Below are 18,975 nucleotides of genomic sequence, written 5' to 3'. Positions count from 1 at the left end.
GGGATGTCCTATTTGCTGAGGTTGGCAAGGCGTTCGGGGCTAAGGAGTTCCTGGAGCTGGGTGTTGGTGAGGAGCCCGTGTTCGAGGACGAGCTCGGCCACGCCCTTGCCGGTGGCAAGTGCTTCCTGGGCGATGGCGGTTGCGGTGGCGTAGCCCAGGTGGGGATTCAGGGCGGTGACCAGGCCGATGGACTGCTCCACGGTGAGGCGGAGGTGTTCGGTGTTTGCGGTGATGCCCCGGATGCAGCGGGCCGTGAGGGTGCGGCAGGCTGCTTCCAGGTGGGAGATGCTCTTGTGGAGGCTGTGGACAATCACCGGTTCAAAGGCGTTGAGCTGGAGCTGCCCGGCTTCGGCCGCCATGGTGATTGTGACGTCGTTGCCGATGACTTCGTAAGCCACCTGGGAGACCACTTCCGGGATCACCGGATTGATCTTGCCGGGCATGATGGAGGACCCGGACTGCACTGCCGGCAGGTTGATTTCGCCGAAGCCGGCGCGGGGGCCGGAGGAAAGCAGGCGGAGGTCGTTGCAGATCTTGGAGAGCTTGACGGCAACGCGCTTGAGCACGCCGGACAGGTGCACAAACGCCCCTACGTCCTGGGTTGCCTCGATCAGGTCCGGGGCGGTGACCAGGGGCAGGCCGGTGATCTCGGCAAGGTGCCGGCAGGCTGCCGCGGCGTAGCCGGCGGGGGCGTTCAGTCCGGTTCCGATGGCGGTGGCCCCGAGGTTGATTTCGTGGATCAGCAGTTCGGCTTCGGCCAGGCGCAGCCGGTCTTCACCGATGGTGATGGCGTAGGTGCCGAATTCCTGTCCCAGGGTCATGGGCACGGCGTCCTGCAGCTGGGTGCGGCCCATCTTCACCACGGTGCGGAACTCGAGGGCCTTGGAGGCGCAGGCTTCCTCGAGTTCGGCCAGGGCGTCCAGCAGTTCCCGTGCGGCGAAGATCGTTCCGAGCTTCACGGCGGTGGGGTAGACGTCGTTGGTGGACTGGCTGAGGTTGACGTGGTCGTTGGGGTGCAGCCGGGCGTAGTCGCCCTTGGGGTGGCCGAGGATTTCGAGCGCGCGGTTGGCAATGACTTCGTTGGCGTTCATGTTCGACGACGTCCCGGCACCGCCCTGGATGACGTCGACGACGAACTGGTCGGCGAGGCGGCCGTCCAGGATGTCCTGGCATGCCTGTTCGATGGCCGCCGACCGTTCTGCGTCCAGCAGTCCAAGCTCCCGGTTGGTGCGGGCGGCGGCGAGTTTCACCGCCGCGAGGCCGCGGACCAGGTGCATGTTGGAGGAGAGCTCCTGGCCGGTGATGGGGAAGTTCTCCACAGCGCGGAGGGTGTGCACGCCCCAGTAGGCGGCGGCGGGGACGTCGCGGTCGCCGAGCAGGTCGTGCTCGGAGCGGATGTCCGCGGCGGTTTCGATGATAGTCATGGGTCCTTACGGGGCTTCGTTGACGGGTTTGGACAGGAAATCGGTGGCTTGAAGCTGGCCGACCTGGTGGCCGCCGCCCAGCACGGGCGCCGTTGCAATGGCGGCGAGCGGCGCGGTGTCCACACCGAGTGCTTCCAGCAGTTTGACGGTGGCGGGCATCCGGGCGCGGTCGCCGCCGTCGGAAATCTTGACGGCCACGGCGCTGCCGTCAGGCAGGCCCACCAGCTGGACGCCTTCGAAACCGTCCTTTGCGACAGCGCCGGGGAGCAGCCGCATGAGCCCGGTGACGTCGCGGCCTTCGCCGGCCACCATCTGCGGGTGCTGCTGCATGGCGAGTCCGACGGCGGCTTCCGCGCCAGGTGCATCAGGCGAGGCGCCGCCGTCGGACGCGTTCCCAAGGGGACCGGCCGCCCGGGCGAGGCGGCCGAAGGCGCGGGCCATGCCGCGGAGGGTCAGTGCGAACAGCGGGGTGCCGCAGCCGTCCGTGCTGATGGCAAGGGGCTGCTCGCCGGCCAGGTCGGTGACGGTTTGGGCAACGAGTTGCTGCAGCGGGTGGGTGGGGTCAAGGTAGCCGCGGACCGGCCAGCCGTTGATCACGCAGGTGGCGGCCATGGCGGCGTGCTTGCCGGAGCAGTTCTGGGTGAGCTGGGTGGCCCGGCCGCCGGTGCGGAGCCATTCCTCGCGCTCGGCCACGCCGTAGGGCAGGTCCGTGCTGTTCTCGAGGTCGGTGATGGCCAGGCCGTGCAGTTCGAGGATGCGCAGCGCGCCGTCCCGGTGTTCGGCTGCGCCGGAGTGGCTTGCCGCGGCCAGTGCCAGGAGGTCCGCGGGGAGTTCGAGTCCTGCCCGGATCATGGCGACGGCCTGGAGCGGCTTCAGGGAGGACCGGGGGTAGAACGCAGCCAACGGATCGCCTGCTGCTGCCTGGATTGAGCCGTTTGCGGCGAGGGCGATGGCCGAGCCGTAATGGACGCTTTCCACGAGGCCGTCGCGGATGGCGGCGACCAGGGGCTGGTGCTGCGGCAGGGCGGCAGCAGTGTGGGCAGCAGAAAGCGCAGGGGAGAGCATGAATTCCTTGAAGGTTGCTGGAGTTACTTGTTCAGGATGGAGTCGAGGGCAACGCCCACGGCGTGCAGGTGGTGGGCCATGGCGGCGCGGGCTTCTTCCGCGGAGCCGGCCTCGATGGCGGCAAGGATCTGCTGGTGTTCGACGTCGGAGGCGTGCTGCCGGTCTGCCACCATGTTCAGGGTTTCCGACTGGTGCGCCAGGGCGTCACGGATATCGGCCACTACGCTGGCGAACACCTTGTTGCCGCTGGCGCGTGCGATGGCAGCGTGGAAGCTGGAGTCCAGGGCAACCCAGGATTCCGGATCTGTTTCGGTGGCCATGGCGGCCACGATGTGGCGGAGGGTTTCCAGTTCCTCGTCGGTACGGCGCTCGGCCGCCAGCCCCGCTGCCGGAACCTCGATGTGCGGTCTGGCCTCCGTGAGGTCCCGGGCTGAGTACTGGCCGAGGGTGAGGTCATTGGCCACCTTGTTGGCCACGACGAAGGTGCCCTTGCCCGTCTTGGTGACCGTGAGGCCCAACGCGGTGCAGGACCTCAGGGCTTCCCGGATCACCGAGCGGCTGACCCCGTACTGCTGCGAAAGCGTGGCCTCCGAGCTGAGCTTGCTGCCCACGGCTACCAGCCCGGACTCAATGTCCTCGCGGAGGGCGTTGAATACGGCCTCGGCAGCACTCAGCCGCGCCAAGGGGCGGGCCGAGGCGCGGCTTGCGGCCATTCCGCGGGCGGCTGCTCCGGCTGCAGGCTGTCCTGCTGTCCGGCTGTCTGACAGGTTCACGCTTTAAATATGGCACCGGTCACACGAGGTGTCAATGCGGGGTGTCAGCGGAGGCAAGCTCGGGGCTTGGCGAAAGGTACGTTCGTGCCGCTTTCCCCTTTTCTTCCAGGATGCCCGGGCGTATCCTCTCCAATAAGAAGAAAGATCGGCACGATCGTACCGTCGGAGGGCTATGATTCAGGAGCTTCCCCGGATCCTGGCCGCGGAAGTCAGGTCGCGCCGCACTTCGCTCGGCCTCACGCAGCGGGATCTGGCTGACATGGCCGGCGTTTCTGAGCGGTTTGTCCGTTTCGTGGAGCAGGCAAAGCCGAGCGTCCAGCTCGATTCGCTTCTTGCCGTCCTCAACACCCTCGGGCTCGAGCTTCAGGTTGCAACCAAAACCAGCCAGGCCCGCCACGCTGAAGCCGGTCCGGGGGCCCGGGAAGCGGCCGTGCCATGAGGCACCGCATCGCTGACATCTACAAGGCCGGTGTGTTGGCCGCCCGGCTGGAAAGGCACGACGGCGGAACCCGCTTCAGCTACCTCCCGGCGTATCTCGCATCCGGGGGACCCGCCGTCGCAACATCCCTGCCGCCCACCAGCGAGCCGGTCCTGTCTGCTGCGGGCGCCGCTCCGCCCTATTTCACCGGCCTCCTCCCGGAGGGCCGCCGGCTCAATGCCCTGCGGCGGTCCATCAAAACCAGTGCCGACGACGACCTGTCCCTCCTCATCGCGGCGGGGGGAAACCCTGTGGGCGACGTCCAGATCGTGGGTCACGGGGAGCCGCTGGACCCCGATGAGCATGCGGTCCAGCTGGATCCGAAGCTTCCGGTGGACTTCGACCAACTGCTCGGTGACCCGGATCTGATCGACCCCGTTGCGCTGGCCGGTGTCCAGGACAAGCTGTCCGCCGGGATGATTTCCCTGCCCGTGGCAAGCGCCGGGAAGAGATTCATCCTGAAGCTCAACGCTCCCGAGTTCCCGCACGTGGTCGAGAACGAACTGGCGATGTTCCGCTACGCTGCCAAGCTCCGGATCCCGCTGAGCCGGGTCCAGCTGATCAGGGATGTTGCGGGCAGGCCGGGGCTGCTGGTGGAACGCTTCGACCGAGTGCCCGTCCCCAATGGCGGCCCTGACGACGTGTTGCGCCTCGCGGTGGAGGACGGCGCGCAGGTGCTCAAGCTGTATCCGGCGGACAAGTACAACGTCGGCTACGGGCAGGTCTGCCACGCGCTGGCGGACCATTGCTCCGCGCCCCTTCCGGCGCTTCGGAACCTCGCCATCCAGGGGGCGTTTGCCTGGCTGACCGGCAACGGGGATCTACACGCCAAGAATGTGTCCATGGTCCAGCATCCTTCCGGCGAATGGGCCATCGCACCGGTGTACGACATTCCCTCCACGGTCGTTTACGGCGACAAGACCCTGGCTCTGACCATCAACGGCAAACGGACGGGCATCTCGCGCCGCCATTTCCTGGGGTGGGCCACGGAGCTCGGACTTCCCGAGCGCGCTGCCGTCCAGGTGCTTGAGCTCGCGCTGAAAGCGTCGGGACCGCTGGTGGCCGACCTGGAGGCAGGGACCGCCTTCGCCGCCGTCACCATCCAGAAAGACAACGACGACGGCGCCTCGCCCTTCCCCGACATGGTCACCAGGGCGTGGGTCAAGGAGCTCAAGCACCGGCGCCGCCTGCTCGAAGGATAGCGGTCCGCCTCACGCGTCCTGTTGTCGGGACCCGTCATACCAGCGCAGGACCCGGAGTGCTCGCAGCGTATTCCAGCGGCTGGGCAGCCCGTCTCCATCCTCCAGCGCGAAGTGGACCTTGCCGGGGTGGGTGTTCTCCAGCAGCCAGGTGCCGTCCGGCTGCTGCTTGGAGCGGACTAATTCCACCGCTTCAACGAGGCGTTGGTCCGGCGCGGCTCCAGTTGCCCGGAAGTAGTCCAAGCCGCGGAGGACGTCGTAGAACCAGCGCGTGGGATAGGAGAAGAGCAGCCAGTCCCCGCTGATCAGTTCGCCGTTGGATTTCCGCCGCAGCAGCCGGCGCTCCAGCAGATACTCCTCGGCGGTTCTCCGGGCGGCGCGGGACTCTAGCGTCCCGCCGGTGACGAGCTCGAACTCCAGCAGCCCTTCCAGGACGCAGATTGTGCTGTGAAACGAGGAACGCGTGGAGCCGCGTTCGGCCTCGCAGTTCCAGCCGCCGTCGGCCAGCTGTTCCTTGGTGAGGCGCTCAACCCCGCTTTCCACGGTCTCGCCGAAATATGCTCCCAGCGCGACGGTCATGCCGTTGATGCAGGGTTCCGCCTCGCCCTCGAAAAAGGGCTGGTCCCCTTCCTCCCAACGGCTGTTCTCCCGTACCAGGGAGACCGCGTGGCGGGCCTCCGGGCTGTCAGGAAGCAGGCCAAAGTCGCGCAGTAGCAGGAGGCTGTAGGTGGTGGCGGTCCAGGGCTGGTTGTCGGGGTCGTCGTCCTGGGCCGGCCAGTACGTGCCGCCTGCCCATTGGCCGTCCGCTCCCTGCAGGGCGAGCAGCCGGGCGCCCCAGCCCTGGGTCGCGACGCGATTCCGCTCGGCCAGGACTTCATGTTCCGAAGCATCGGTAAGGTCGCAGAGGGCCTGCCAGCGGACGGCCGGGTCGGAGTCGAGCAGCCAGTCAAGCACTTTCTGCATGACGGCGTGTCAGAGGTGCTGGATGCCTGCCCGCTGCATGGCGTCCTTGTAGATCTCCACGTTCTTGGCCAGGAGTTCCTCCTGTTTGGCTTCGGAGACGGCGAACGCCCGCCCGCCGAGCGCCGTGGCCTTGTAGACCTTGATGCCGCTGTTCTTCAAGGACGAGTGGTACGTCTTTTCAAAGAGGGTGAGGAAGCTGGAGGCGTCGGTACCGTGGGCGATGATCGCCGAAACGCGGGAGTTGATTTTGAGGAACTGCCGGAAGGGGCGGAGGCCGTCGGTCTTTTCCTGCACGCTCAGCGCTGATGGGCTGCCGGGGTCGCGGACCCACGGGTAGGCGTTCCACGGCATCACGTAGCGGGGATCGAGCTCGGCTAGTTCGTAGATCTGGGTGGCGCGGCGGGCAGCTTCATCATCGTTGTAGTGGGAGACAAATCCGGACTCGGTGCCCTTTCCCGGGCTGACCTGCAGGCTGACTATCCGGCATTCGTCCTCGTCGTGCACCGGATCGATATAGGGGACGGTGGAGCCCGGCTTCTTTTCCATCAGTTCGTCGCAAAGCTGGGTTACCTTCGCGATGTTCGGTTCCTGTAGCAGGGCCTTTTTTTCGTCCCAATCAATCGTCACGATTTCTCCCTCAGCAGCAAGGCGTCCAGAATCAGGCGTCTTAGGCCACTCTACGCTTCCCCGGATGAGGGTGGGCAGGGGAAATTCAGCGGCGACCTCTGTCGCGGCACAAGTGGGAGCCGAGTGGCGGTTGCTGGCTGCCGGATGCCCAAGCTACCACTGCCCCTTCCAACCCGCTGGCCCCGCCCTGCCCAGCACGTGGACAGCGTGCTTCATCGCTTCCTGGCGCCGAACCGGTTCCCGGAGTGGGTCGTGGCCGATACGACGGCGGATGGCCGGCTCAGTTCCAGCTCTCGCCTGCGTGCCGAGCACCGCTTTTCGATCGGCCGACACTGGCGGCAGCGGCGCCTGATAGTGAGGAGCCTCGGGCAGAGGGGCCACATCCCGTGAAGTCCCTGGCAGTGGGGGCGCGGTGGAGTGGTAAGTGTGGCCCGTTGGGGTTCGGGTTTCGACGGTGTGGCGACCCCCGGCGATGGGTGTGGCGGTCCAGCCGGGGTTTTCCTTGGTGTGGTTGCAGGCTTCGCAGAGCCCTTGGCCGTTGGTGCTGCTGGTTGGTCCGTCGTTGTGCCAGGGGATGATGTGGTCGTCGTGGCGGATGGGCGCGTCGCAGTAGGGGGTCCGGCAGGTGTCGTCCCGGACCTGGAGGAAGCGGCGGAGCCCGGGCGGGAAGAACCTGGCTTTTGAGTCCATCGCGACCAGCTCACCGGTGCCGGGGGCTGTGTAGAGCCTGCGGACCCAGACGGACAATTCATGCTGATCAGAAGTGCCAGCAATAGCACCATAGCCAACACCAACAGCAGTGCCAGAGCCAGAACCAGAACCGGAACCGGGACCAGAACCGGAACCAGAACCGGAGCCAGAACCGGAACCGGGACCAGAACCAGAACCAGAACCGGAGCCAGAACCGGAACCAGAACCGGAACCAGAACCAACACCAACAGCAGTGCCAGAACCAGCGTCCGGGGCGGCCATCCCCGCTGAACCGGTGCCGGTTGTCCGGTTCAGGATGGTTTCGCGTGCCCAGTGTCCGGGCACGGTGCCGTAGCCGGTGAGCCGCGCGGGTTCGCTGTCGCCCTGGAAAAGGGTTCGGTCGGTCATGACCAGCTGGATGTCGATCCCGGCGATCCCGCCCGGGGTGCCGGTGACGCGTTCGACCAGGAAATCGGCCATAACCTGGCCGCGTGACCGTTCATCACCGCGGGACCGAGCGGCATCAGCGTCCCGGGTGAGGGACGCGTAGGCCGCGACGCCTTGGGCGACCGGAAGGAGTGCTGTCAGATAGGTCATGGTGTCCGGGGCCGGGCGAAGACTCACATTGCGTTCGGTCACGGCACGGCTGGCCCGCCGCGCCACGGACTTCGGGTCCCGCCGGTAGGCCGCGGCGCGGACAGCGGAAACGATAGCCCGGTCCCCGAACCCGTCAAGGGTGCCGGTGTCCGCGGCGATTTCCTCGTCCACAGCCTGCCGGTCCTCCACGGACAGGCAGGCTGTTTCCCGCACGACCAGCGTAGAGCGCCATTCATTCAACTGCCCGTTCTGCAGGGCGGCGAACGTTCGCGGCATCTCGGTGACCAGGGCTTTGCCCAGGCCCAGCAGCCTCCCTCCGCGCGCCGGGGACTCCCGCCGCGCCAACGCGATCTGCGGACCAACGCCGGCACCTTGCTCATCGGCAGGGACCCCGGCGGCAGCCTGCTCCCGGCGCTGGAACAGGTCGAAAGCAACAGCAATATCGGCCTGCTTCGCTGCCGCAGCCGACTTCAAATCCTCAAGCTCCCGCAGCTGATCAATCATGCCCGCACCATCAGCACAAACCCGCACCGCATCCAGGGCCTCCCGGACAGCGGCAATCGACGTGACAGCCGCCAGAGCCTCCAAGGCTCCGCTGACAGACGGGACAGTAACACGGGCCTCCCGAACATCAGTGACCGACGGCTGAGCAGGAACCGGCGGCACACCAAGAATCCCCGCCCCGCTTACCCCTGCCAAAGCCCCAACCGCTTCCATAAACAAAGTCTTCCAGCAGGGACTGACAACCGCCGGGAGCCAAAGTTCCTATGTGGATAACGTGGCCCGGACACCCGGAAGGGATCCTGTTCAATGGGAGTATGCAATTCACCAGGAAGGGCCTGAAAGCCGAGGGCTTCACCGGGTTCCGGCCCATCCAGGACCTCGACATCATGAGGATCCCGCAAACCACCGGACTGTTCGCCGTCCTACGCCCGGAAAACTTCCAGCCCTACTACCTCAAGAAGAGCACCGCCGGCATCTTCAAGAAAAAGGACCCGACCCTGCCGGAATCAACGATCACGGCGGAATGGGTAGATGACGCAGCCGTTCTCTACATCGGCAAGGCGGGCCCGGGCAGCAAAGGCAACCGCGGCCTCCGCCGTCAGATCCAGGAATTTGTGGACTTCGGCCAGGGAAAGCCGCCGGGGCACTGGGATGGCCGACTGATCTGGCAGCTTGCAGACGCGGGCAGCCTCCTGATTGCGTGGAAGGAACTGCCTGCAGGGCAACTCAGTACCGCAGAAGCGGCTTACCACGCAGCCTTTGTAGAGGAATTCGGGAAACTTCCGTTCGCGAACCTGGTCCAGGCGCGGACCAAAGCCGGAAGCTGACGCGCGGACGAACCTGACAACAACGAAGGGTGCGGAGACTCAGAAACCAGCCAGGCCGCCGTCGTACGTAAAACGCCCGCCAAGCAGGGTGGCGGCCACAGGCATCGACGCGAGGCCAGGGTCCGCAACCGACAGCGGGTCGGCGTCGAGCAGCACCAGGTCAGCCGGGTCGCCCATCCGGACCACGCCGCGCCCTCGTGTAGAGGCAAGGAGCGCCTGCTCCCGCGTTACGGCCTCCTGCGGCTGCCAGGGTTCCTGGCCGTCGAAGGCCGAGCGCGTGGTGGCGGCCGACATGGCGGCCCACGGATCAAGCGGAGCCACCGGAGCGTCGGAGCCAAGAACCAGCGAAGCGCCGGCATCCAGCAGCGAACCCAGCGGAAACGCCCGGTCAGTCCGGCCAGGCCAGTTGGACTCCGCAGCGTCCCGGTCATCCAACGCGTGAACGGGCTGGACACTCGCCACCACGCCCAAGGCTCCGAACCGCGGTAAGTCCTCCCGGCGGATGAACTGGGCATGCTCGATCCGGCCGCTCACGCCGGCCCGCTCAAAGGCGTCGAGAGCCACCCTGTTGGCGGCATCGCCGATTGCATGGACGGCCGGAACGAACCCGGTGTCCCGCGCCCGCTCCAACAAAGCCTGCAATTCCGGCTCGCCCACCGTCAGTAACCCGTGCCCACCGAAGGGGTAAGGGTCCACGCAGAAGGCAGTCCGCGTGTTGAGCGAACCGTCGATCAGCACCTTGAGCGGCCCGGCATGGAGCAGCCCGTTTCCGCCGTCCAGCTCCTTGCCCGTCTTCATGCCCGCTGCAGCGGCCCGCTCAAGATCCGCCGGATAGACCCCGGCCTCAATCCGCAGGGAATCGAAGCCCGCAAAAATCCGGCGCAGCCACGGGTCCCGGTTCCACGTCATTTCAAAATCGACCACGCCCACCACGCCCCTGGCGGCGGCAGCATGCCCGGCCTTGTTGACCCACTCGTCCACCGCGGAATCGGGCAGCCGGCCCAGCTCGCGCGTCAGCAGAAACGCGGGTTCCTCGCGCAGCAACCCGGAAGCGTCCACTTCGAGCGCATACAGCCGGGCGGCAGCCGTGTTCACCCAGACGCAGTGCAGGTCGTGGCTGATGAGGGCAACGGGCCGTTCGCCGGTGGCGGCGTCAAGCATGTCCCGCGCAGGGGCGTCCGGCCACAAGGCATCGCGGAATCCCACCCCCACTGTGACCCCCGCCCCGCCGGGCCTTTCTGCCACAAGACAGCGGCCGACGGCGGCAGCAGCCTCGCCTGCCGACGTCGCCTTGGAGAGGTCAAGCCTGTTGGCGTGCATGGCCCATTGCGTGAAGTGGACGTGCTCGTCCCAAAGTCCGGGAATGACGTACCGTCCGCCGCAGTCCACCCTTGGAACATTGCGGGGCAGGCCCAGTGGGTCTGCACCAATCGCGGCGACCACACCGTCCCGAAGGTGAATGTCGGCAACCGTATCGGAACCCGGTTGGCGCACGGACGCGAGGACCAGGTCCGTCATGCAGGGCCGCGGAGCCGTTCCATCTCGCGGCGGTCCTTCTTGGTGGGCCTGCCGGTGCCCCTGTCCCGCTGCGGCAGGCCAAGCGCCGGTGCGATGGGCCGCGGCGGGGTGTGGTCGGTAAAACAGTGCGAGGCCGCCTCCGCACCGACCCGTTTGGCGATGAGCCTCCGCACTTCCAGGATCCGCTCGTAGCCGGGCATCCGCACTGTCACGGTATCGCCGGTCACCAAGGTGGCAGACGCCTTGGACGGGCTGCCGTTCAGCCGGACATGCCCCGCACGGCAGGCCGCCGTCGCGGCGGAGCGGGTCTTGTAGGCGCGGATGGCCCACAGCCACGCATCAATACGGACGCTGGCGGGGGAGGCAGGAAGGCTGGTCATGGCTGGCACCGAGTATAACCCGGCACCTTTTGATATTCAGCGCAAGCTCATTCGACCGTCACACTGACGCGCTGAACCATGTTGTTGCCCAGCCCCTGGTAGTTCCAGTTCTGTTCCAGCGGCTGGGTGGCGCCGGTGGCATCCGTCGCCCTGCAGGAGAGCTCATGCACGCCCGGATCCGCCACCCACGGCAGCGTCCACTTGCGCCACGCGAATCCGCCGGCTGGCTTGTCCAGCTGGGCGGGAAGCCATGTACCGTCGATGCCCACTTCGACGCCCGTCACCGCACCCTCGCCGGACCATGCCCTGCCCTGCAGCAGCACCGGTCCCGGTGTCAGGATCCGCTTCCGCGTGAAGAAGTCCGGGACGCCCGGCGGGACCATCAGCGACCGCACCCTGATCCGCGAAACCGGTGTGCCGGCGTCGTCCGCGGAGTCCTGGAAGCGGTAGGCGACCCGCTGCTGGTAGCCGGCAAATGGAGTCGTGACCACCTCGATGGACTGCAGCCATTTCACGCTGGCCATGCCGTACCAGCCGGGGACCACCAAGCGCAGCGGATAGCCGTGCTGGGGCGGCAGTTCGGTGCCGTTCATTTTGTAGGCAAGGACGACGTCGGCGCGCAGCGCTTCGCGGATCGGCAGGCTCCGCGCGTAATGGTGGGGGACGCCGCCCTGGACCCCGGCATCGGCCCCGGTGAAGACCACCTCCACAGCGTTCTCCAGCACTCCCGCCTTTCCCAGGAGGTAGGCGAGGGGAACGCCCGTCCAATGCGCGGTGCCCACTCCTTCCATGACCCAGGGCTGGCTCATCGGCCGGGGCGTGAGGAGGGATCGGCCGTTGCCGGCGCATTCGAGGGTGACAGGCACGGTGATCGCGGGGTCCTTGCGGAGCGCGGCCATGCTCAGTTCCAGCGCCCGCTCCACCGCCCCGCTGATCCGGAGGTGCCAGGAGGCGGAATCGATGTCCGGAATGTCAAAGTGGGTGAGGACGTAGTGCAGTCCCGGGGGAGTGACGTCCCGGCGCAGCGCCTCCAGCGGCATGGAATGGTTCCGCGCGGAAAGCTGCAGCTCCTCCGGTGTCAGGGGACCCGTAGTGGGACCGGCCGGAAGCGCGGCCGGTTCCCCACGACTTTCGGTTGGAGACGCGGACTGCAGGTTGTCGTGGATCTGCTTCATGGCGGGTGCGATTCTGCTCGGCGGGACGCTCTTGGGGCTCGATGATGCCTTGCCACAGGTTTACGCCCGCCCCCGCCGGCCCGTCAACGCCTTCCTGAGGCTTCCCCGGCGGTGGCGCCAGCTACAGAACCGGACGGGTCAGGAACTCCGCCAGGCTGATGGGGTCCTGGCCAGTGAGCCCGTGGACATCCGGGGAGACGCCGGCCATTTCCCCTGCCGCCATGGTCGTGTAGGTGCTGACCCAGGCGTCCAGTTGCCACTGCGGTACGCCGTACGGTGCCCGCGATGCATAAGCCTCGTCCACCGTTTCCGGTTGGAAGCTGACGGTCCGCCCGGTCCCTTCCGTGATAACTTCGGCGGCCCGCGCCAGGGTCAATTCCTCGGGGCCGGTGAGGTTGTACGTCTTGCCCTGGTGGATGGCGGGATCGCGCAGGACGGCCAGGGCGCAGCGCGCAATGTCTTCCCGGGCGACGCCGGCAAAGGCGCCCTCGCCGGCAGGGCCGCGGATCACGCCGTCCTCCCCGGCCAGGCGCGGGAGGAAGTCGAGGTAGAAGTTGTCCCGCAGGAACGTGTACTTCATGCCCGACGTCCGGATGTGCTCCTCCGTGGCATAGTGGTCGCGGGCCAGCGTGAAAGTGGCATCCGGCGCCGCCCCGTACAGCGAGGTGTAGACGACGTGCTCCACCCCTGCTGCGGCAGCTGCGTCCACGAAGGCGGCATGCTGCTGCACCCGGTCCTCGGTCTCCGCGGCGGACACCATGAACAGCACCTTGGCGCCGTCCAGGGCCCGGCGCGCTGCGTCGGAATCCGAGTACGAGCACACCACGGATGTTGCGTTGTCCAGTTGCGGGGCGCGGCCGGCGTCCCGCACCAGCAGGCGCTGGGCGGAACCGGCCGCGGCAAGCTGCCGGGCCACCATCCCGCCCAGTCCGCCGGTGGAGCCGGTAACGGCGAGCCCGGGCAGATCCGAAGCGGACGCCATGGGCTTAAGCCTCCCGCTTGGCCGGCGACTTGGTCTGCGCCGGGTCACGCTCGGCCAGCGACCCGATGGCATCGTCAATCTTCTTGAGGACCTCGGGCTCCAGCTTCACGCCGGCGGCCGCCACGCTGTCCGCGATCTGCTCCGGCCGTGACGCACCCACGATGGCCGAGGCCACGTTGGGGTTCTGCAGCACCCAGGCAACCGCCAACTGCGGCATGGAGAGGCCGGCGTCCTCAGCGATGGGCTTGAGTTCCTGCACTCCTGACAGGACGTCGTCGCGCATCCAGCGCTCGATCATCCTGGCCCCGCCCTTCTCGTCCGTGGCCCGGCTGCCCTCGGGGGCGGGCTCGCCAGGAAGGTACTTTCCGCTGAGGACACCCTGGGCCATGGGCGACCAGACGATCTGGGACACACCCAGTTCCTCCGACGCCGGCACCACCTCGGCCTCGATGACCCGCCACAGCATGGAGTACTGCGGCTGGTTGGAGATGAGCTGGAAGCCCAGCTCCTTGGACAGTGCGTGGCCGTCCCGGAGCTGCTTGGCGGTCCACTCGCTGACACCGATGTAGAGCGCCTTGCCCTGCCGGACGATGTCCGCGAACGCCTGCATGGTCTCTTCGAGCGGCGTCTCGTAGTCGTAGCGGTGGGCCTGGTAGAGGTCCACGTAGTCGGTCTGCAGCCGGCGCAGTGAGCCGTTGATGGACTCCATGATGTGCTTGCGGGAGAGGCCAAGATCGTTCTTGCCCTTGGGGCCGGTAGGCCCGTAGACCTTGGTGAAGATTTCCAGGGACTCGCGGCGCTCGCTCTTCAACGCTTCGCCGAGGACTGTTTCCGCTGCGGTGTTGGCGTAAACGTCTGCCGTATCAAAGGTGCTGATGCCTGCGTCGAGGGCTGCCCGGACACACTGGGTGGCGACGTCGTTTTCCACCTGCGAGCCGTGGGTGAGCCAGTTGCCGAACGTGATTTCCGAGACTTTGAAACCGCTGTTTCCGAGGTATCTGAATTCCATGGGTTTCACGCTAGCCCAGATGGTTGCTCAGGGTAAGGGCTGTTTGCCCTTCTCGGGAGTACCCGCGGGGGCTGACCTTTTCTGGCCGGGCGCCGAACCTTTCAGTACCTGCGGGCCGGTGAGCGACACGAGCGATCCGGTGTCCAGCGGTGCCAGCGGCTCGGGGTGCTGAGGTTTCTTGAAGGAGCGCGGAACCTCCCGGAGAGGGCGGTGGTTATGCAGGGACGACTCCACGAGCGGGGCCACCTCCACCACTTTCTCGGCCGGGACCTGTGGATCCGGCAGGTCCCGCACCGACAGTTTGATCTCCGGCGCCGCTGCGCGCGCCCTGGCCATGGCCCGGGAATCCGCCTCGGCAACGGCCGAGGCCCAGTCCTCAGCCAGGACCGGTGGTTCGCGACGCGCGGCCGTCAGGGCGGGATGATGGACGACGGCGGTGCGCAGCGCCGACTTCAGGTGTGCCGGCTTCAGGGCGGCGCGCCAGTCGCGCGGCTTCCCTGCGGCAGTCCTGCCGAAGGTCCTTGATAGCAGCCCTGCCCGTGCCGGGCCGGACGGGGGTGCGGCGGCAGCACCGTCGTCGGACGCGTCCTTTTGGTCCGCGCCCCTTTGGTCCGCGAGCCGCGTTCCGTACAGCTGGACGAGCGGGATGGAGTCCTTACGGACGCGCCTGCCGAACAGGCCCATCAGAACGGCCGCGGCCAGGCGGCCGACGCCGGCAAGCACCAGGGTGATGACCCCCAGCAGGAAGAGGACAAAAAACATCAGGAATGCGACGCCCACCGTGCCCAGGAAAGTCAGGTTGAGGATGAGCGTATCCGGATTGTCCACGTCATCTCTCCTCTCCGCCAGGGCAGCAGTCCTTCTCCACCATACGGATTTTTGCCGGAGCATGCCGCCGCGCGCAGCGGCGGGTCCGAGGTTGTATCGAAGCTGTTACCGGATATGACAACATCGGGATATGGCTGAAAATCGGGGACAGGAACGCTGCATGTGCCTGTCCGGAGAGCAATATGGACAGTGCTGCGGGCGGTTCCATTCCGGTGCAGCGGAGGCCGGCACAGCCGAACAGCTCATGCGGTCCCGCTACAGCGCATTTTTCCTGCTGGACGCCGGCTATCTGCTGCGCACCTGGCATCCGGAAACCGCGCCGGCCGAGCTTCCCCTGGACCCGGCCATGGAGTGGCGGCGCCTGGATATTCTGTCGGCCACCCGTGGCGGTCCGTTCGATACCCAGGGAACGGTGGAGTTCAAGGCCTACTACCGTGACGGGAACGTGCGCGGCGTCCTGCACGAGGTGAGCAGGTTCGCCAGGGAAAGCGGCCGCTGGTACTACCTGGACGGAGAGGTCTTCGCCTGACGGGCGGGACAGAACCGAAGAAGCCATGGCTCGCCCACCGGGTTACTCGTCGTGGTCGTTGTCCGGCGTGAACCCGGCCCGGTCCACTTTGCGGTGGAACCTCATCCCGGCGAGCCCGCCAAGCACGGCACCCACCAGGGCGACAGCCGCTACCACGACGGCGGCGATGATGCTGGTGGTGGTCAGCTGCCCCTCGTTGATCGGGATGCGGGGGAAGCTGTTCAGGTTGGCCAGCACATTGAACTGCTGGCCTGCCACCATTCCGAGGACGGCGATGACGATGGCGGCGATCAGCGCCCAGATCCACACCATCAGGCCCTGCTTGGCGCCGTTGAAGCGCGCCATGCGCCCTGCAACGTAACCGCCGCAGTAGTAGGAGAGGAAGAGGATCACGAGCAGGATGATGATGCCCACCAGGCCTACCGTGCCCTGGTTCTGGGCGGCCTGGTTCACGGCTTCATTGACGTCCGTGTTGCTCGCCAGGCCCACTGCGGTCCCGGCCGCAGCCACCAGGGCTGTCAGCAGGACCGCCATACCGGTGGCCGTCAGCCAGCCAAAGAAGGCCGAGCCCACCTTGATGCCGCCGAACTGCTCCTTTTCCCGCGCGACGGCGGTTTGCCGGTCGGTCAGGCCGGGGTCAACAACGGGCGCCGGGGCAGTCGCTGCAGGAGTGTAGTCCCGCTCGGCGTACGGCGCGGACCGCTCTGTATAGGTGGAGGCCGGTTCCGCATCTGCTGCCGGCACCTGCTCATAGGAGCGGGTGCTCTGGCTGTCCGAATCTGCGGCACGGTAGCTTCCGCTCCGGTTGTCATCCTCCCGGGCTCGCCGCGGGGGCAGGTTCTCTGGGTCGGTTGAGCTGCTCATGGCTCAACTCAACCACCCAGTTACAGGGATAGCAAGCGTGCTTACTATTTTGTGACCTGCGGTTTTACCTGTAGTTCCTGTGCATATTGTCTTTTTTTGAGGGGCCGGGGGAAGCGTCGGCGATCCACGGGCCGGTCCCCTCGGACTGGTCCAGGATGCCCTCCTCCAGCCAGGTGTAATCCCCGGCGAGGACTTTGCGCGTCAGCCCGCGGTCGCCGTCGTCCGTGTTCCGCCAGAGCTGATCGAAGTACTCGTCCACGCGCACCCGCGCCTGCTCGCAGAATGCCTCGGCCAGCTCGTAGGCGCTCGCTGCCCGTTCCGGAGCCGTGCGGAGCATCATCTCGGCGCGGGAACAGCACGCGGCCATCGCGAACAACTCGGCACCGATGTCCACCACCCGGCCCAGGAATGCCTGCTTGTACGCCAGGTTGGCCTGCCAGCGCCCCATGCCATAGAAAGTCTGGCGGGCCAGCCTGCGCGAGGACCTTTCGACGAACCGCAGCTGCTTGGCCAGCCGCCCGAATTCGCTGTAGGAGCGGGGGTCCATTCCGGCCCCGGCCACCAGTTTGGGCAGCCACTTGGCGTAAAAACCCGAGGCCCCGACGGCTGCCTTCGCCTTGTCCTGCAAGCTTGCCGTGACCGACGCGAGGTCGCCGGCGGCGGCGAGGTGGGCGTCCACGGCTTCGCGGGCAATGAGAAGCTTCATGATCTCCGACGAACCTTCGAAAATCCGGTTGATGCGAAGATCCCGCAGCTGCTGTTCAGCCGGAACGGCGCGCTCGCCGCGGGCTTCCAGGGACTCGGCCGTCTCGAAACCGCGGCCGCCGCGGATCTGCACCAGCTCGTCGGCGATCCGGCAGCTGGTCTCCGTGGACCACAGCTTGGCCAGTGCCGCCTCGATCCGTACGTCCTTCTGCCCGGCGTCAGCAAGTTCGGCGGAAAGTTCGAAGACTGCGTCCAGGGCAAAGGCGGAGGCGGCGATGAAGGCGATCTTCTTGCTGACTGCCTCGTGCTTGCCGACGGACTGCCCCCACTGGACGCGCGCATTGGACCACTCGCGGGCGATCTTCAGGCTCCAGCGGCCGGAAGCCACGCACAGCGCCGGGATGGAAAGCCGGCCGGTGTTCAGCGTGGTGAGGGCGATTTTCAGGCCCTGGCCTTCGCGTCCCAGCCGGTTCGCCGCGGGCACCCGTACCTGGTGGAACCGCGTGACGCCGTTTTCGATGCCGCGCAGGCCCATGAAGGTATTGCGGTTCTCCACGGTGATGCCGGGGGAATCCATTTCCACCACAAAGGCGCTGATGCCGCCTTTGTGCTCGGTTCCGTCAGCGTCGGTGTGCGCGGGAACCACTGCCATCACCACCACCAGCTCTGCGATGACGCCGTTGGTGGTCCAGAGCTTTACGCCGTCAAGGATGTAGGCCTGGCCGTCCTCGGTGGGAACTGCCGTGCTGCCCATGCGGGCGGGATCGCTGCCCACGTCCGGTTCCGTCAGCAGGTAGGCGGTGACGGCCCCGGCTGCGCACCGTGGCAGGTACTCGCGCTTTTGTTCGGGGGTCCCGAACACCTTCACGGGTTCCGGCACGCCGATGGACTGGTGCGCAGAGAGCAGGGCGCCAAGGCTCGGATGGACGCTGCCCAGCAGCGCCAGGGCGCGGCCGTAGTACACCAGTGAGAGCCCCAGGCCGCCGTATTCCCGCGGGATCTTCATGCCGAAGACGCCCAGTTCGGCGAGGCCCCGAAGGTATTCGTCCGGGATCTTGGCGTCCCGCTCAATGACCCTTCCTGACAGGGTCCGGGCGTACTCGGCCAGGCGGGCCATGAACGCTTCGCCGCGTTCCACGTCTTCATCCCTGGCAGCAGGCCAGGGATGAATGAGGCTGAGGTCGAAGCTGCCCAGGTAGAGGCCCTTTGCAAAACTGGGCCTGTCCCAGCCGGTCTCGCGCGAAGCCTCGGCCAGCGCGCGGGCATCCTCGGCGGTGGCATCGGACCCGAGGCTGCTTGACGCGACGGGAACCTCTGCGGCCGGCGCGTCGGTGCCGGGAGCTTGGGTGGAGGGGGAGTCAGTTGCGGAGGTCATGGGTCATCTCCTTGGCCGGATCGGCCGGTGTAGCCATGGATCCGCCGGGTTGGAGAACCCTTTAGCTGTCTCTCAATATTACCCGCGGGTAAGTTCCGGTGCTAGGGGAGGCCTGGGCCTGGAAGTCCCCGGCAGCTTCGGCGGCGGAGGCGCTGTGCACCAGCCGGTCCCATCCTGCGTTGATGCCATGGACGACGCCCAGGAGCGTATTGACCACCACCATCCAGGTCAGCTTTCCCGCGCCGAGCAGCACCAGGGCAATCAGCCCGGCCACCACCACGAATGCTGCCAGGATGAAGGCGAACACCAGCGTTCCAATAAAGACCAGAGTGCTGGTTTCCACTGCGCTTAGATCGAACTGCATGAGTCCCCCTGCTGCCACGTTGCTTTTGGTGAAGATCAGTAGCAGAAGCGTAGGGGTACGCTCGCGTGGCCAGCCAGAGCCGCGGCAGCCTGGGGCAGC

At 66.8% G+C, this 18,975-nt stretch carries 19 protein-coding genes; 4 read left to right on the top strand and 15 right to left on the bottom strand.

Annotation, left to right across the window (positions count from 1 at the left end; genetic code table 11):
• Positions 1–8: 8 nt before the first annotated feature.
• From AC5RWA_RS07435 to AC5RWA_RS07425, 3 genes are read right to left on the bottom strand one after another with little or no spacing between them, the layout of a single operon-like run.
• A complete protein-coding gene (locus tag AC5RWA_RS07435) occupies positions 9–1,424 on the bottom strand; it encodes an aspartate ammonia-lyase (RefSeq protein ID WP_494057111.1) in 1,416 nt (471 codons plus the stop codon).
• 6 nt (positions 1,425–1,430) lie between these two features.
• Entirely contained in the window at positions 1,431–2,489 is a 1,059-nt protein-coding gene (locus tag AC5RWA_RS07430) for an asparaginase (protein ID WP_494057110.1), read from the bottom strand.
• A 23-nt stretch (positions 2,490–2,512) separates the two neighbouring features.
• A complete protein-coding gene (locus AC5RWA_RS07425; protein ID WP_494057109.1) occupies positions 2,513–3,262 on the bottom strand; it encodes a FadR/GntR family transcriptional regulator in 750 nt (249 codons plus the stop codon).
• A gap of 172 nt (positions 3,263–3,434) precedes the next feature.
• Between AC5RWA_RS07425 and AC5RWA_RS07420 the strand changes: the two genes are divergently transcribed.
• Both AC5RWA_RS07420 and AC5RWA_RS07415 read left to right on the top strand, forming a co-directional pair.
• Entirely contained in the window at positions 3,435–3,701 is a 267-nt protein-coding gene (locus tag AC5RWA_RS07420) for a helix-turn-helix transcriptional regulator (RefSeq protein ID WP_494057108.1), read from the top strand.
• Positions 3,698–4,942: a type II toxin-antitoxin system HipA family toxin gene (locus AC5RWA_RS07415; RefSeq protein WP_494057107.1), complete on the top strand. Its 1,245-nt coding sequence runs from the start codon at positions 3,698–3,700 to the stop codon at positions 4,940–4,942. The genes AC5RWA_RS07420 and AC5RWA_RS07415 overlap by 4 nt, the downstream gene beginning before the upstream one ends.
• A gap of 9 nt (positions 4,943–4,951) precedes the next feature.
• Here AC5RWA_RS07415 and AC5RWA_RS07410 read toward each other — a convergent pair whose 3' ends face one another.
• From AC5RWA_RS07410 to AC5RWA_RS07400, 3 genes are all read right to left on the bottom strand, one after another.
• Positions 4,952–5,902 carry a hypothetical protein gene (locus AC5RWA_RS07410; protein ID WP_494057106.1) on the bottom strand — a complete coding sequence of 317 codons (951 nt, stop codon included), beginning with the start codon at positions 5,900–5,902 and terminating at the stop codon, positions 4,952–4,954.
• A gap of 9 nt (positions 5,903–5,911) precedes the next feature.
• Positions 5,912–6,529: a uracil-DNA glycosylase family protein gene (locus AC5RWA_RS07405; protein WP_079595033.1), complete on the bottom strand. Its 618-nt coding sequence runs from the start codon at positions 6,527–6,529 to the stop codon at positions 5,912–5,914.
• A gap of 153 nt (positions 6,530–6,682) precedes the next feature.
• A complete protein-coding gene (locus AC5RWA_RS07400; protein WP_494057105.1) occupies positions 6,683–8,320 on the bottom strand; it encodes an HNH endonuclease in 1,638 nt (545 codons plus the stop codon).
• A gap of 314 nt (positions 8,321–8,634) precedes the next feature.
• On the opposite strand from AC5RWA_RS07400, the gene AC5RWA_RS07395 reads away from it, so the two are divergent.
• A complete protein-coding gene (locus tag AC5RWA_RS07395) occupies positions 8,635–9,147 on the top strand; it encodes a hypothetical protein (protein WP_494057104.1) in 513 nt (170 codons plus the stop codon).
• 39 nt (positions 9,148–9,186) lie between these two features.
• Here the strand turns inward: AC5RWA_RS07395 and AC5RWA_RS07390 are convergent, their stop codons facing one another.
• The 6 genes from AC5RWA_RS07390 to AC5RWA_RS07365 all read right to left on the bottom strand — a co-directional run bounded on the left by AC5RWA_RS07390 (position 9,187) and on the right by AC5RWA_RS07365 (position 15,039).
• Positions 9,187–10,665, bottom strand: coding sequence for an amidohydrolase (locus AC5RWA_RS07390; protein WP_494057103.1), 1,479 nt, complete (start codon positions 10,663–10,665; stop codon positions 9,187–9,189).
• Positions 10,662–11,045 carry an RNA-binding S4 domain-containing protein gene (locus AC5RWA_RS07385; RefSeq protein WP_494057102.1) on the bottom strand — a complete coding sequence of 128 codons (384 nt, stop codon included), beginning with the start codon at positions 11,043–11,045 and terminating at the stop codon, positions 10,662–10,664. Before AC5RWA_RS07385 ends, AC5RWA_RS07390 begins: the two co-directional genes overlap by 4 nt.
• Positions 11,046–11,092: 47 nt before the next feature.
• Complete coding sequence (locus AC5RWA_RS07380; protein WP_494057101.1) at positions 11,093–12,220, bottom strand: sulfite oxidase; 1,128 nt, start codon at positions 12,218–12,220, stop codon at positions 11,093–11,095.
• Between the two features lie 121 nt (positions 12,221–12,341).
• Positions 12,342–13,202 (bottom strand): SDR family oxidoreductase, encoded by an 861-nt coding sequence (locus AC5RWA_RS07375; RefSeq protein ID WP_494057100.1) that lies wholly within the window; start codon positions 13,200–13,202, stop codon positions 12,342–12,344.
• A 4-nt stretch (positions 13,203–13,206) separates the two neighbouring features.
• Entirely contained in the window at positions 13,207–14,211 is a 1,005-nt protein-coding gene (locus AC5RWA_RS07370; RefSeq protein WP_494057099.1) for an aldo/keto reductase family protein, read from the bottom strand.
• A gap of 27 nt (positions 14,212–14,238) precedes the next feature.
• Positions 14,239–15,039: a hypothetical protein gene (locus AC5RWA_RS07365; protein ID WP_494057098.1), complete on the bottom strand. Its 801-nt coding sequence runs from the start codon at positions 15,037–15,039 to the stop codon at positions 14,239–14,241.
• Between the two features lie 130 nt (positions 15,040–15,169).
• Here AC5RWA_RS07365 and AC5RWA_RS07360 point away from each other — a divergent pair, with 130 nt between their 5' ends.
• Positions 15,170–15,568 (top strand): YchJ family protein, encoded by a 399-nt coding sequence (locus AC5RWA_RS07360; RefSeq protein ID WP_494057097.1) that lies wholly within the window; start codon positions 15,170–15,172, stop codon positions 15,566–15,568.
• 42 nt (positions 15,569–15,610) lie between these two features.
• On the opposite strand, the gene AC5RWA_RS07355 is transcribed toward AC5RWA_RS07360, so the two are convergent.
• The 3 genes from AC5RWA_RS07355 to AC5RWA_RS07345 all read right to left on the bottom strand — a co-directional run bounded on the left by AC5RWA_RS07355 (position 15,611) and on the right by AC5RWA_RS07345 (position 18,876).
• A complete protein-coding gene (locus tag AC5RWA_RS07355; protein ID WP_494057096.1) occupies positions 15,611–16,432 on the bottom strand; it encodes a hypothetical protein in 822 nt (273 codons plus the stop codon).
• A 64-nt stretch (positions 16,433–16,496) separates the two neighbouring features.
• On the bottom strand, positions 16,497–18,512 hold the full coding sequence (locus AC5RWA_RS07350; RefSeq protein WP_494057095.1) for an acyl-CoA dehydrogenase family protein: 2,016 nt from the start codon (positions 18,510–18,512) through the stop codon (positions 16,497–16,499).
• Between the two features lie 61 nt (positions 18,513–18,573).
• Positions 18,574–18,876: a hypothetical protein gene (locus AC5RWA_RS07345; RefSeq protein WP_494057094.1), complete on the bottom strand. Its 303-nt coding sequence runs from the start codon at positions 18,874–18,876 to the stop codon at positions 18,574–18,576.
• Positions 18,877–18,975 lie beyond the last annotated feature (99 nt).

This window comes from Arthrobacter sp. 210 2 (genome assembly GCF_059093025.1).
This window is presented reverse-complemented; position numbering and strand designations above follow the sequence as displayed.